Below are 14,125 nucleotides of genomic sequence, written 5' to 3' on the forward strand. Positions count from 1 at the left end.
ATAATCAGCGTCCGAGAGAGGCAAGCAGCCTCTCCACGGCGGCACGAGGCGACGACTCCGAAGCAAGATATTTAATGAAGAGGGAACCAACGATTGCGCCCGAGGCGTAGTCACAGGCCATACGGAAAGTCGACTGATTGCTTATTCCGAACCCTATCATGCGCGGATGGGAAAGATTCATTTCCGATATCTCGCGGAAATACCGCTCCTGTGTGCTGTCGAAACCATCGCGGACACCGGTAGTCGACGCACTCGACACCATGTATATGAATCCGTCGCACTCGCGGTCGATAAGCCGTATGCGCTCAGGCTCGGTCTCGGGCGTTATGAGCATTATCATAGGTAAATCATACTGACGGCAAAGTGTCTGGAAAACATCAATATACTCATCAAAAGGAAGGTCCGGTACTATTATGGCATCAATACCGGCATCCTTGCAGTCGCTGAAAAGACGTTCTATGCCATAGCATATCATAGGGTTGAGATATCCCATAAGCACCAGAGGCATATCATCGCGCAAACGAGGGCGCACCTCTTTTACCTGGCGCAGTAGCGTGGGGAGAGTCATACCTTCCCGCAATGCCACGGCGGAACTTTCCTGAATCACAGGTCCGTCGGCCATAGGGTCGGAGAATGGCACACCGACCTCGACCATGTCGATACCGGCATCGCTTAGCGCCGCAAGTGTCTCGCCGGTCGACTCAAGCCGTGGATATCCGGCGGTTGTGAATACCGAGAGTATGTCTCTCTTATTTTTCCCAAAAAGGCGTGTTATCCGATTCATATTCGTTGAATGAGCGTAGTGAAAGAATGAATTGTATGAGCGCACGGAGATTCTTTACTCCGGGAGCGACTTCAAAACGTGAATTAATGTCTATGCCGGCCATGCCCGGACGCATTGCCGCCACTACAGTGTCGATATCGCCCGGGCCTATACCACCACTGAGAAGGTATGGCACATCGAGCGAATATTTCTCAAGCAAGGAGTGGTCAAACTGACATCCTGTGCCTCCATGCTGCGGGCTCTTGGTGTCGAACAGAAACATATCGACACATCCTTCATACTCAGAAAGCATGGAGAAGTCGGCTGCAGTCGCAATGCCTACAGCCTTGAATACCGTGAACCCCTGCCGGCGCAGAGAGCCACACATTGCGGGCGACTCTTCGCCATGCAACTGCACTATTTTTATACCATAACTGCGACATATCTCTATGACTTCGTGCTCCTCCGAGTTGACAAATACCCCTACGGGACGCACATGGCCCGGGAGAGAGCGCACGACATCGGCATCGAGGTCACCGGCATAGCGCGGCGACCCGGGATAGAATATGAATCCCATCATCATCGGAGTAAGCGCCGCTACATTCCTTATATTATCCGCATCTTTCATTCCACATACCTTTATCATCATTTCGGCGTGGAGCGGTTGTCTGTTGCGTGTCATATATTTAAGAGATTGTCTAAAATTCATATTACTTTGCTTTTGAGAGTCTTGTCGGTGTCTTTTTGTTTATTCTTCGGTCATGTAGCTACGGCTACACTCCCTCATCACAAGCAAAAATCCATCAGACAATCCTTCTCAAAATCGGTATCATATAAATTTAGACAATCTCTAAGAGCATGTTAAAAAAACATGGAAGGCATGTACCGGATCGGACTCGCGCATAAATCTTTCACCTATGAGAAATCCCGAGTATCCGTACTGCCGCAGATTATTGATATCCTCGATACTGCCGATACCGCTCTCAGCTACAATCACAGCTCCGCCACATCGAGCCGCCACCTCATCGCCCATGCGCATGGCATGAGAGATATCAGTCGACATATCGGCGAGATTCCTTGAGTTGACTCCAATCATATCGGCGCCGATTCCTGTCACTCGGTCAAGTTCGTCAGAGGCATGTATCTCGACGAGCGTCTCAAGCCCTATCGAGCGAGCATATTCCGCAAAGTCGGCAAGCTCGCATGGAGTCAGCACAGATGCGATAAGTAACACCGACGATGCTCCGAGCATGCGTGCCTCCAATATCTGCTCGCGGCTTACTATGAAATCTTTGCGCAGAAGCGGCAACCGACAACGCCCTGCCACACGGCTTGCTCTTGCCAAATCGGAGGGTGCTCCTCCGAAAAAAGGAGTGTCGGTAAGCACACTGCATGCGGCAGCCCCTTCGGAGGCATACCCCTCGACAGTACGCTCGACATCGGCAGTACCGTTGATAAGTCCGCGCGACGGGCTGCGTCGCTTAAACTCCGCGATTATTCCTGTGGGGCTCAGTCTTATCGACTCGGCCATCGATGCCACTGATTCCACCGGAGAGACAGTTGCAATGGCCTGATAATATCCGGCAGCCCGCAACGCATCCACCTCGCGGCGCTTGGATTGAACTATTCTGTCGAGTATATTCATGCTTTATTGATATCTAAAAATTTGCGAAAACATTCAACGGCACGCCCCGATACTATCGACTCACGAGCCTGCTCTACAGCATCGAGGAGCGACACATGCGGTTCAAGGGTATGGATAGCGAAAGCTGCGTTGGCAAGCACACATTCGGTCTGAGCTCGCGACCCCTCGCCGGTCAAAACTTTATCAAAAACAGCCGACGCCTCCGCTACGGTGTCGCCGCCATACAACTCACCGGGCTCGACAACGGCAAATCCCAAATCGGCGGGACGATACACACGCTCTCCACCGACAGCTGCTACCTTGAAGGGTGATGTAAGCGAAATCTCATCATACCCGTCGAGCGAGTGTACCACAGTACACTCAATCCCCTCATATTGCGAAATATAATGATACATGCGCATCATACCGAGCGAATACACACCCATAAGCTGATGACGAGGCTGCATAGGATTGACCAACGGACCGAGCATATTGAAGAATGTGCGTATGCCGAGTTGACGACGTGCCGACGCCACACTCTTCAAAGCCGGGCTGAACAACGGAGCATGCAGATAGCATACACCAGACTCGTCAAGCGACCTGCGCAGGATTGATTCGTCGGTTGTAAACCGCACACCATGATACTCAAGCACACTGGATGCGCCGCTGACAGAGCTTGCGCCATAGTTGCCATGCTTGATTACACGGCGTCCGGTACCAGCCACGACAAAGCATGTGGCAGTAGATATGTTGAATGTATTTTTTCCGTCGCCGCCGGTACCGACTATGTCAATGGCATCCGTCCTGTCGAACTCAACGGGCAGCCGCCGCTCAAGGATAGCATCGCGAAAGCCAATGAGCTCGTCGAGTGTAATGCCGCGCATCAGATACACTGTCATGAAGGCCGCGAGCTGGCAGTCGTTGCATTTACCGTCGGCGATATCCAGAAGCACTTTGCGCGCCTCGTCGCGACTCAGCGACGCATGCTCAATAAGTTTGCCTAATATATTTTTCATTGCTGTATAATTCGATTTTATATCCAATCCGGTAAGTCAGGTATGATACGGATGTACTTCAGAAACCTATTTCATCACGGTGCATAGAAAGTTTTCAATAATCCCTATGCCCTCGGGAGTCATTATCGACTCGGGATGAAACTGTACGCCATGCACATCCAGAGTGCGATGCCGCAATCCCATAACCGTACCATCCAGGCTATATGCCGTCACTTCAAGATGCTCAGGAATGGATTCGCCGTCGACAGCCCACGAATGGTAGCGCGCCGCATGAAACTCAATGGGGAGGCCATCGAATATATAATCGGGAGCCACAACACGCATCATGGAACTGACACCATGACATACTTCAGGCATATTATATAATCGAGCACCGAAATGTTCGGCAATGGCCTGATGTCCGAGGCACACGCCAAATATCGACTTTTTGTCGGCATAACATTCAAGCAACCGCGGGAGTATTCCTGCTTCCGACGGTATGCCGGGACCGGGCGATATTATTATCTTGTCGAATGCATCAATTTCAGCTATGGAAATCTCGTCGTTGCGTCTTACCTCGGCTTCATATCCGAGCGAGCGCACACAGTGTACTATATTGTATGTGAATGAATCGTAATTATCGAGTATCAGAAGTCTCATAGTCAATGAAATTATCAATTATTGAACGATTCGGCGTATTTCACGGCAGCAGCAAGCGCTCCAAGTTTGTTTTCTGTCTCCTGAAGCTCATTGCGGGGCATTGAACGCGCCACAATCCCCGCTCCTGCCTGAGAGTATAGAGTGCTTTCCATACTTAGAAAACTGCGTATTACAATGGCCTGGTTGAGTGAACCGTCAAAGCCAATCTGCCCGATACATCCTCCATACACCACCCTGGAGTGCGGCTCCAGAGTATCGATAATCTCCATCGCCCGCACCTTTGGCGCTCCGCTCAGTGTGCCGGCAGGAAAGGTGCCGGCAAACAGCGAAAACACATCAGCCAGGTCGGGAAGTGTGGCTTTGACCCGCGAAACCATATGTATCACATGGGAGTAGTAGCGAATCTGACGCAGAAAGTCGATTTCGACATGTCCCCCACCCCGGCTCAGGTCATTTCGGGCAAGGTCGACAAGCATTATATGTTCGGCATTCTCCTTTTCATCCTCAAGCAGAGCATCGGCCAGTTCCCGGTCGCGGACATCATCACCTGTGCGGCGGAATGTGCCGGCAATAGGATCGATATATGCAGTACCATCCTGTACACGGAGATGAGTCTCCGGTGACGAGCCGAATATACGGAAGTCGCCGAAGTCGAAGTAAAACAGATAAGGCGATGGATTGACACAGCGGAGTGCGCGGTACACATTGAAGTCGTCACCGATGTAATGCTGCTCAAACCTTCGCGACAATACCACCTGAAACACATCGCCGCGCCGTGCATGAGCTATACCCTGCTCCACCATCCGGCAATAATCGTCGTCGGATACTGAAGCACGCGGCTCATCCACAGCATGGAACGGAAACTGCGGCAAGTTATTGTCATGCAGCATCGCCACAATATCGTCAATAGCCGATGGAGTATCCTCAGAGTCGAGGTGCTCTACAATTGTGATATGGTTTTTATAGTGGTCGAAACATATTATGTAGCGGAAAAGTATGTAGTACATGTCGGGTACAGACGCAAAGCGCTCCTCTCTGGGAGATATCGCCACTTTCTCGAAATACTTAACCGCATCGTAGGCAGTAAAGCCGAGCAGACCGGGGGATGTGCCCCCTGCTATATTTATACGACCCACAAATGAGCGTAACGCATCGACTACCATGCTCCCCGGGGCATCATCGACAGACTCGACCGTACCGTCGGGAAACTTCATGGAGACAACGCCTCCGGCATCGACACGAAAAGAGGCCATAGGCTCAATGCCGACATAGCTCTTTGCATTCTGAGTGGTGTGATAGTCGGAACTTTCAAGGAGTGCCGATTCCGGGTAGAGGTCGCGCAGCCTGAGATATACAGCCACAGGTGTCTGCAAATCGGCCGGGATGGTACGGGAGTTGATATATAGATTCATAAGTAAATGTTCTGAACTGTTTAATATATACCGGTCATTACTTTTTGACCGGATTTATTTGATTGAGATATTGGCGCGTGTCATCTGCCGAAATCCGACGGCAGATTGGAAAGATATGTATGCATATCCTTGTCACCGCGACCGGAAAGATTTACCACTATCGTCTGCCCTGACTCGAAACGAATCCGCTCAAGCGCAGCAAGCGCATGCGCCGACTCCAAGGCGGGAATTATGCCTTCGGTACGGGTAAGAAGCATGGCGGCATCAAGGGCCTCACGGTCGGTTATGGCCACCACCTCCTCGCGGCCGCAGTCGGCAAGATGTGCGTGAAGCGGCCCGATACCGGGATAGTCAAGTCCGGCCGATATTGAATATGGCTCTACAATCTGTCCGTCGGGAGTCTGCATCACCATAGTGCGGGCTCCATGTATTATACCTTCTGTACCGACACTTATAGTAGCGGCAGTCATATCGGTATCAACTCCCATTCCGGCAGCCTCGGCCGCTATGAGACGCACATCCTGATTATCTATAAAATGATAGAAAGCGCCGGCGGCATTGCTTCCGCCTCCCACACATGCAACCACGGCATCGGGAAATTCGCGTCCCGTATGCTCCAGCAACTGGGCCTTCATCTCCCGACTGATTACCGACTGGAAGTGGGCGACCATACGTGGATATGGGTCGGGGCCAACGGTAGAGCCTATCACATAGAAGCTATCAGGATGGCAACACCAGTAGCGGATAGCCTCGTTGGTAGCATCCTTAAGGGTCTTGTTGCCAGACTCTACGGCTACGACACGCGCTCCGAGCATCTGCATGCGCTGTACATTGGGCTGCTGACGCATGACATCGGTGGCTCCCATGAAGACTGTACAGTCCATCCCCATAAGCGCACACACTGTAGCGGTCGCGACGCCATGCTGTCCGGCTCCCGTCTCGGCGATAATATGTTTTTTGTCCATGCGCCGCGCAAGGAGTACCGAACCTATGGCATTGTTGATTTTATGTGCTCCGGTGTGGTTTAAATCCTCGCGCTTGAGGTATATTTCAGCTCCATAGCGCTCACTGAGACGTGCGGCACGATAAAGCGGCGACGGACGCCCAACATAATCGGAAAGTAGTATGTCCAGTTCATGATTAAAATCACGGTCATCTACATAGTGGGCAAAAGCATCTGAAAGTTGCTTCACATTACGATGCAGAATCTCAGGAATATAAGCGCCACCGAAACGTCCGTAGTAGCCTTTCTCATCCACCATAAATGCAGGCCCATGTGCGATAGTTTTCATACTATATGATATGTATTGTCGTTGGTTTGTTAATGTAATTTACCAGGCTTCATAATTAAAAACCGTCGACCGAGTATAAACTCAATCGACGGCTACCTGTGAATCTATTATTACCTAAATTGTATTTACGGAAAACCCTTGTCATTATAATATATGAGCCGGGAGCCATCGATATATGTCATCGAGGCACCACCAATAATTCTGTATAAACGAATTGCTCATATACATTAAATATGCATTTTGAATATTACTTCCGATGCAAATATATGCATAAATTTTCAATCTTCCAAATTTTAATTCGAAAAAAGATGCTCCACGCCGAAAATATTCAAAATTTATGCACACCTTGTGTATATCGCAAAAAACGGAACCAATTCTATATCCCAGGTGTTGATATTTAGAGATTGTTTAATAATAAATGTTAATCCATATAAGTCAAACCAAACATATACGCAAGATGACCAATTCACCCATACCTGTAAATCCCGAAGGTGGCAGACTGACGGGATTACGCGGCCAGATTCTGACATTCAAGGCCGATCCGTTCCTTAATAACGAAGAGAAATGCTACGACTATTTCAATGATGGCCTCGTAATAATACAGGACGGACATATAGTCGATGTAGGCAATTATCCTGAAATAGCACCCAAATATCCACAATTAGGACAAGGCGATATAGACACATATGAAGACTCGCTTATAATGCCGGGATTCATCGACTGCCACGTACATTATGTGCAGAGTCCTATGATAGGATCATTCGGCGACACACTTCTCAACTGGCTTAATCAGTACACATTTCCTACCGAGAGTAAATTCAAAGACAAGAAATTTGCCGACGAGGTAGCCCGCGAATTCTTCAAACAGCTGCTTGAGCAGGGAACAACTACTGCCAATGTATTTGCCACTACATTCGAGACAAGCGTCGACGCCTTCTTCGAGGAGAGCGAACGCTATGATACCAGAATGATCAGTGGCAAAGTGCTGCAGGACCGCAATCTGCCCGATTCGTTAAAGGACCCGGACACCGACCAGTCGATAGTAATCGCGGAGAAACTGCTCAAGAAGTGGCATCACCGCGGCCGACAGCTGTATGCCATCATACCGAGGTTTGCTCCTACCTCCACACCGCGACAGCTACAACTCGCCGGCGAGCTATACCAACGCTACATCGACCAGGGTGTGTATATGCATACCCATCTCGATGAAGTTCAGAGTGAGATTGACTGGGTAACACAGCTGTTCCCTGACCAGCCCAACTACACTGAGGTCTACCGACATTTCGGCCTCGTCGACAAAAGGTCGATAATGGCCCACTGCTGTATTGTGCGTGAGGAGGAATGGCAGACACTGCATAAATGCGACTGCGGAGTAGCCCATTGCCCAAGCAGCAATCTCTTCCTTGGCGACGGAGAATTCAAATACTGGGAGGCCAAAGAGCCGAGCCGTCCCGTGCGCACAGGCATGGGCACCGATGTTGGTGGTGGCACCAACTTCTCCATACCACGTCAGCTCAACGAGGCATATAAGGTGGCTATGTTACAGATGAAGAATCTTGATGCTGTAAAAAGTTTCTACCTCGCCACTCGCGGCGGCGCCGAAGCCCTTCATCTTGAGAATACAATCGGCAGTATCGCTCCGGGCTATGAGGCGGATATCGCAGTGCTCGACCTGAAGCCGTCGGAGTTCGCGACATGGCGTCTGAAATTCTCCAACACTATTTTTGAGAAACTGTTTGTGCTCATGACCCTCGGACTCAACAACTTCAACAAGGCCACTTATGTCGCAGGGCGTAAGGTATACGACCGCAACCGCGACAAAAAATGGATGTATGCATCAGAACTTGACAAATAATATTCCCATATTATGACAGCTAACAATACCAATATAGCCCCGGCCAAATATCGCCTTGGCGGACCGATGGCCTGGTGGGTATGGATTCTCGTGACCGTCTTCACCATCTATCTGTTCAATGTCCAGACAATGTTCAGTGTAGTGCAGGGAGATATAAAATCGGCCCTCAGTCTTGATGAATCACATCTGACCCTTATCGCCGGCACATACACATGGGCATTCGCCATATTCCAGTTTTTCGGAGGAGCCTTCCTCGACTGCTTTGGTTCGCGCAAGGTGCTTATCCCTGCATTTATTTTCGTCACTGCCGGGGTGTTTCTGTATGGTCTGGCAACAAGCTATACCGTAATACTGCTAGCCCAGGTACTTATGGCTCTCGGAGCCTGCTGCGGATTTGTAGGAGCGGGATATATCGGAGGTGTATGGTTCGGCATGGCGGCATATGGCACTATGTTCGGATACGTCCAGGTGCTCTCGTCACTGTCGAGCGCCATACAGCAGCCGATTACCGAAGGTCTACTTGCTCATCTCACTTATGAGAAACTGTTTATCTACCTCGGATTCTTCGGGGTGCTGCTCGTCGTACTCGCTATATTGTATATGAGAAACCCGACTCCGGTAGTCACGAAGAAAGACCCGTTCAAGGTAGTAGCCGACAATCTCAAGCAGATTGTAAAGATGCCTCAGATGTGGATTGCAGCCATGTGGGGAGGCATTGTATTCGGACTTAACCTTGCGTTGGGTGTAGTGTGGACACCAAAACTGTTTACTGAAGCAGGCTATACTCTTGACAACGGCAATCTTGGCTCTGCTATGCTATGGCTCGGCCTGGCAGTAGGCTCATGTTTCTGGCCTCAGTGGAGCAACAGGATACACAGCCGCCGCATACCAAGCATAATCGGAGTCCTGCTCATGATAATCGGCCTTGTGGGTGTAATCTATATAAAGATGCCGGTATGGCTTATGGTGACAATGATGTTTGTAATCGGTATGGGAGCCACGGCCCATATGCTGGCATTCAGTGTCGGCGGAGACGTTGCCGGCGGTCCGCTGGTGGGTACTTCAAGTGCGTTTCTCAACGGCATAATGTTTATATTCGGTGGCATACTCCAGAACATACCATCTACGCTCCACAGCCACGGTAGCGGCTTTCACGGGATGTTTGCCCCCTACCTCATCGCCGCTGTAATAGCTCTTGTATTCGTGTTTATCCAGAAGGAAACCGCTCCGGCAAATCAACCTAAATAGTATTCCCGTCATGCCGCATCCTATGTAAACTGACATAAAATGCCCGGTATCAGCCATCAACGCTCCGGCAAGAGGTATCTCTATGCCGGAGCGTATTGTATCGGGTGGGAATGACCCTATCACGGTATCACCAATACCATTTATGTGGTATTGTACAGAATATAATTCATTACTACTTTTGCATGAACGGTATTAAGAAATTATTGTCCTGACAACCCTACAGCGAGGTACTGCAATTTCATACCGTCAGCTTGAAACAAACTAATTCTACGCTTATGGCAAAGATATATCAAAATCTCACTGAACTTATTGGAAATACCCCACTCCTTGAAATAAAAAACATCGAACAGGCAGAAAATCTAAAAGCACGGCTGTTTGTTAAAATAGAATATTTCAATCCCGGTGGAAGTGTCAAAGACCGTGTGGCACTGTCAATGATTAATGAGGCAGAAAAAAATGGGACTCTCACGCCCGGTACTACTATAATAGAGCCGACAAGCGGCAATACCGGAATCGGACTTGCATGGGTGGCTTCAGTAAAAGGATACAAGCTGATTCTTACCATGCCGGAAACCATGAGCCTCGAACGCCAGAACCTGCTTAAGGCTCTTGGCGCGACACTCGTGCTCACTCCCGGAGCGGAAGGTATGAAAGGCGCTATACGAAAAGCCAACGAACTGAAAGAAGAAAATGCAGGCGCCGTGATACTGCAACAGTTTGACAACCCAGCCAATCCGGCAATACATGAGCAGACTACAGCCCGGGAAATATGGGAGGATACTGATGGTGAAATCGATATCTTCGTGGCAGGTGTAGGCACCGGAGGCACAATCAGCGGTACTGCCTCCGGATTGAAAAGACACAATCCGGCAATAGTTGCTGTAGCTGTCGAGCCAGCTTCCTCTGCGGTATTGTCAGGAGGAAATCCCGGCCCACACAAGATACAGGGGATAGGTGCAGGATTCGTGCCCAATAACTTCAACCCGGAAGTAGTGGACCTCATAATGCCTGTAGAGGATAACGACGCGATAAAAGCATCGCGTATGCTTGCTGAAAAAGAGGGTCTACTCGTAGGAATATCGTCGGGCGCAGCGCTCTATGCCGCTCTGCAACTTGCAAAGAAGGCTGAAAACGAGGGCAAAACCATCGTAGCCCTGCTTCCTGATACCGGAGAGCGTTACCTTTCGACTGTTCTTTACGCTTTTGACGAATATCCTATTGGATAAAATCATGTAGTAAGACTATCTAAACCAATTTCTAAGGAAAAAATGGTGGATAGTGCAACTTTTATATTAGCTGACAACCAGGATATAACCCGCGCAGGGATGCACGGGTATATATCCTTTATATTCAGCAACGCAAGCATTACTGATATCTGTGACAAGCAACATCTTGTGTCCAGACTGTCAGAAGATTCCCACAGCGTTGTGGTGCTTGACTATACTCTGTTTGACATCAACGGCATAGAGGAATTATTGATAATTGTGAGACGCTTTCCATCCGCTCACTGGATATTGTTTTCCAACGAACTTAGCGACAACTTTATGAGGCGTATAAGCGCAGAGTGCAACATAAGCATGATTCTGAAAGAGACATCGGCCGACGAGATACACTGTGCTCTGCTTTTGCGCATGTCATGGTGAGCGTTTTATATGCCATCAGATTGCCAATATGCTCATACAGACACCCGAACGCCGCGAGTTATCCAACAATCTTACCCCAACCGAGACTGATATACTCAGACTCATAGCAAAGGGGATGACAGTAAAGGAGATTGCTTCGGAAAGAATATCAAGCATACATACAATCGTGACACACAAAAAAAACATATTCCGGAAACTTGGAATCAACAATGTGTATGAAGCTACCAAATATGCCTTGAGAGCCGGGCTGGTAGAAATCGTCGAGTATTATATATGACAGAGATACGGGTATGATAAAACAATACCATCATACATTCCATCTCAAATTCTAACACTGACACTTGCTTACATTCTATTAACGCATGTGTGATTTCAGATTTTGACAGTAAGTTAATTTTAGTTAACACATATGATTATGTGTGTGCGTTTTAAATAAACATGCTACCTTTTACACAAAATTATATTAAAAATTTATGCCATACTTTTCTTTTTAGTAAATTTGCACACAAATTCCACATAATAAAGGTGTGGACAATCCATTTGTGAAATCAAATTTGTGCTATTAGTAGTTTTAGGCTTATAACTTATGGAAAACTTTGCAAAGAAAAGAGGCGGCCGTCGTCCCGGAGCAGGCCGCAAGAAATCAACAGTGAAGCGCTATGGTTTTAATGCCCCCGCCACAGTGCACGCTGTGCTTCAGCAAGTCGACAGCATCACAGACTTTATTTGCGAGGCTGTTCTCAAACATGGTCAGGACAAGGGCCTTTGCTGAACACTCCCCATCTACAAAAGCCATACCGGCTTCTCCCCTCCTTCGGTTAATATTCTATTATCCAAAAGCATTCGGCAATTACTGCTGGATGCTTTTTTATGCGAAAAGAATTCTCGGCTCCATCATAAGAAAGATTCATGTCATGGATTCAAAATATCAGTATTACGGAATGCTATCACATTCTGTAGAGCATCGATACGCTGACGGATTGCCTCGCTGGGTTCAATAGACATTGCCATGTGTAAATCGCCAAGCGCACGTCCGAGATGTCCGGTTGCCAAAAATGCCTCACTGCGGAGCATATACGGCCATGCTATAGAGCCGTCATTGTCAATTATCTCGCTTGCAGCAACAATTACAGCGTCAGGTGCGTTCTTTTTAAGAAGGGCGACAAGTTCGTCACGAGTCATCATAACAGATCTGAAATTTATTATTATAATTGGCAAATTTACAAAGAAATGTATCGTCAGGCAATTATCATCATCAACATTCTCCTCATCGCGGCAAGTGCTTTTGCCGGCAACAATAACGGGCCTACCGATTACACATTCGACGAATGTCGCGGTTCAGCCAACCCGTATCCGGCTCCCGAAAGCCGCATGGCCCTCCCCGACACGCTATCAGTTATTATGATAAATCACCTCGGACGCCACGGTGCACGCTACGAGACATCGCCAAAACGTGCGAATAAAATTCGCGATACACTAATGAAAGCAAAAAAACAAAATACATTATCCGCCAAAGGCGATTCGATGCTCGATATAGTAAATCGGACTCTCGAGCTGTCTAAAGACAAATGGGGAGCACTCGACTCTCTTGGAATGAAGGAACAGCAGGGAATCGCAGCCCGCATCTATAGAACGTGGCCTGCTTTGGTGAAAAACAGCCATATCGAGGCTATATCATCGTACATCCCTCGCTGTATAATGAGCATGTATGAGTTCACACATAAGCTATCAAGCATTGACGACAATGTAGAGATACTTACCTCATCCGGCAAAGTAAACTCACCTCTCATGCGTCCGTTTGCAATCGATTCTGCATATCTTGATATCAGGAAGGATGCTCCATGGGCAGAGGCTCTTGACTCATTTTATAAAAAGAATATTCCCCTCGAACCGGTGTGGCGACTTGTCGGACATGATACAATGAACCGGGATGATGCCAGGCAATTCGCAATCTCTCTTTTCGGATTCCTATGCGGGCTCAACGCCTCAGGAATTGACGGAGACTTCCTCGCAGAATTCTATACTATAGAGGAAGCCAACAAAATGTGGGAATGCCGCAATATCACGCAATATCTCGAACGAACCACATCGGTATACTCGTCGATACCGTCGGACATAACGCGTGCGTTGCTTGCCGATTTCATAAACACGACCGACTACTTTTTGTCAGGACGTTCCAAAGCATCATTAAATCTGAGGTTCGGACACGCCGAAACCGTAATGCCTTTTTTATCATTAATCCGGCTTCCGGGATGTTATTATGTAAGCAAAGACCTTGACAGCGTCAGCCGATATTGGAAAAACTTCTATGTCACCCCGATGGCCACCAACCTACAGATGATAATCTGCGTGGCTCCCTCGGGGACACCATATATCAGACTCGACCTAAACGAACATCCCGTATGCTTTCCCGGGACCGACAAATATTATGTCAGCTGGAAGCAGGCACGAAAATATTTCAACGACATACTTGATTCCGCCACATCCGTGCCTGCCGGCCAATAATCCGGCATTACACAACACACTAATATTCAATGAAGTATTCAATGATATAAAAAATATTTTCAAAATATTTTCAAAAATATTTGGACAATACAAAAAAGCTCCTTAACTTTGCATCGCAATTGAGGGAA

Annotated in this window: 13 protein-coding genes and 1 pseudogene; 6 read left to right on the top strand and 8 right to left on the bottom strand. The window is 48.3% G+C overall.

What is annotated here, in order from left to right; all coding sequences use genetic code 11:
• Positions 1-4 precede the first annotated feature (4 nt).
• From trpA to trpB, 7 genes are all read right to left on the bottom strand, one after another.
• Entirely contained in the window at positions 5-784 is a 780-nt protein-coding gene (gene trpA / locus ADH68_RS02340; RefSeq protein ID WP_068959967.1) for a tryptophan synthase subunit alpha, read from the bottom strand.
• The gene (locus ADH68_RS02345) at positions 750-1,445 is read right to left on the bottom strand and encodes a phosphoribosylanthranilate isomerase (protein ID WP_157755858.1); all 696 of its coding nucleotides are present in this window, start codon (positions 1,443-1,445) and stop codon (positions 750-752) included. The genes trpA and ADH68_RS02345 overlap by 35 nt, the downstream gene beginning before the upstream one ends.
• 168 nt (positions 1,446-1,613) lie before the next feature.
• On the bottom strand, positions 1,614-2,408 hold the full coding sequence (locus ADH68_RS02350; protein ID WP_068959966.1) for an indole-3-glycerol phosphate synthase TrpC: 795 nt from the start codon (positions 2,406-2,408) through the stop codon (positions 1,614-1,616).
• Complete coding sequence (trpD, locus tag ADH68_RS02355) at positions 2,405-3,403, bottom strand: anthranilate phosphoribosyltransferase (RefSeq protein ID WP_068959965.1); 999 nt, start codon at positions 3,401-3,403, stop codon at positions 2,405-2,407. The genes ADH68_RS02350 and trpD overlap by 4 nt, the downstream gene beginning before the upstream one ends.
• Positions 3,404-3,469: 66 nt before the next feature.
• Positions 3,470-4,042 (bottom strand): anthranilate synthase component II, encoded by a 573-nt coding sequence (locus ADH68_RS02360; protein WP_068959964.1) that lies wholly within the window; start codon positions 4,040-4,042, stop codon positions 3,470-3,472.
• 14 nt (positions 4,043-4,056) lie between these two features.
• Positions 4,057-5,454 carry an anthranilate synthase component I family protein gene (locus ADH68_RS02365; RefSeq protein WP_068959963.1) on the bottom strand — a complete coding sequence of 466 codons (1,398 nt, stop codon included), beginning with the start codon at positions 5,452-5,454 and terminating at the stop codon, positions 4,057-4,059.
• A gap of 80 nt (positions 5,455-5,534) precedes the next feature.
• Positions 5,535-6,746, bottom strand: a complete 1,212-nt coding sequence (gene trpB / locus ADH68_RS02370) for a tryptophan synthase subunit beta (protein WP_068959962.1) — start codon at positions 6,744-6,746, stop codon at positions 5,535-5,537.
• A gap of 457 nt (positions 6,747-7,203) precedes the next feature.
• Between trpB and guaD the strand changes: the two genes are divergently transcribed.
• The 5 genes and pseudogenes from guaD to ADH68_RS02395 all read left to right on the top strand — a co-directional run bounded on the left by guaD (position 7,204) and on the right by ADH68_RS02395 (position 12,264).
• Positions 7,204-8,601 (top strand): guanine deaminase, encoded by a 1,398-nt coding sequence (gene guaD / locus ADH68_RS02375; RefSeq protein WP_068961971.1) that lies wholly within the window; start codon positions 7,204-7,206, stop codon positions 8,599-8,601.
• 12 nt (positions 8,602-8,613) lie between these two features.
• Positions 8,614-9,849, top strand: a complete 1,236-nt coding sequence (locus ADH68_RS02380) for an MFS transporter (protein WP_068959961.1) — start codon at positions 8,614-8,616, stop codon at positions 9,847-9,849.
• A gap of 275 nt (positions 9,850-10,124) precedes the next feature.
• Positions 10,125-11,075, top strand: coding sequence for a cysteine synthase A (gene cysK / locus ADH68_RS02385; protein ID WP_068959960.1), 951 nt, complete (start codon positions 10,125-10,127; stop codon positions 11,073-11,075).
• A gap of 42 nt (positions 11,076-11,117) precedes the next feature.
• Positions 11,118-11,769 (top strand): annotated as a pseudogene (locus ADH68_RS02390) (response regulator transcription factor).
• A gap of 309 nt (positions 11,770-12,078) precedes the next feature.
• Positions 12,079-12,264: a hypothetical protein gene (locus ADH68_RS02395; protein ID WP_068959959.1), complete on the top strand. Its 186-nt coding sequence runs from the start codon at positions 12,079-12,081 to the stop codon at positions 12,262-12,264.
• A 140-nt stretch (positions 12,265-12,404) separates the two neighbouring features.
• Here ADH68_RS02395 and ADH68_RS02400 read toward each other — a convergent pair whose 3' ends face one another.
• Entirely contained in the window at positions 12,405-12,677 is a 273-nt protein-coding gene (locus tag ADH68_RS02400; protein ID WP_068959958.1) for a hypothetical protein, read from the bottom strand.
• Between the two features lie 45 nt (positions 12,678-12,722).
• Here ADH68_RS02400 and ADH68_RS02405 point away from each other — a divergent pair, with 45 nt between their 5' ends.
• Positions 12,723-13,997, top strand: a complete 1,275-nt coding sequence (locus ADH68_RS02405; RefSeq protein WP_068959957.1) for a histidine phosphatase family protein — start codon at positions 12,723-12,725, stop codon at positions 13,995-13,997.
• The last annotated feature ends 128 nt before the right edge of the window (positions 13,998-14,125 follow it).

It is taken from the genome of Muribaculum intestinale (assembly GCF_002201515.1).
GTDB lineage: Bacteria > Bacteroidota > Bacteroidia > Bacteroidales > Muribaculaceae > Muribaculum > Muribaculum intestinale.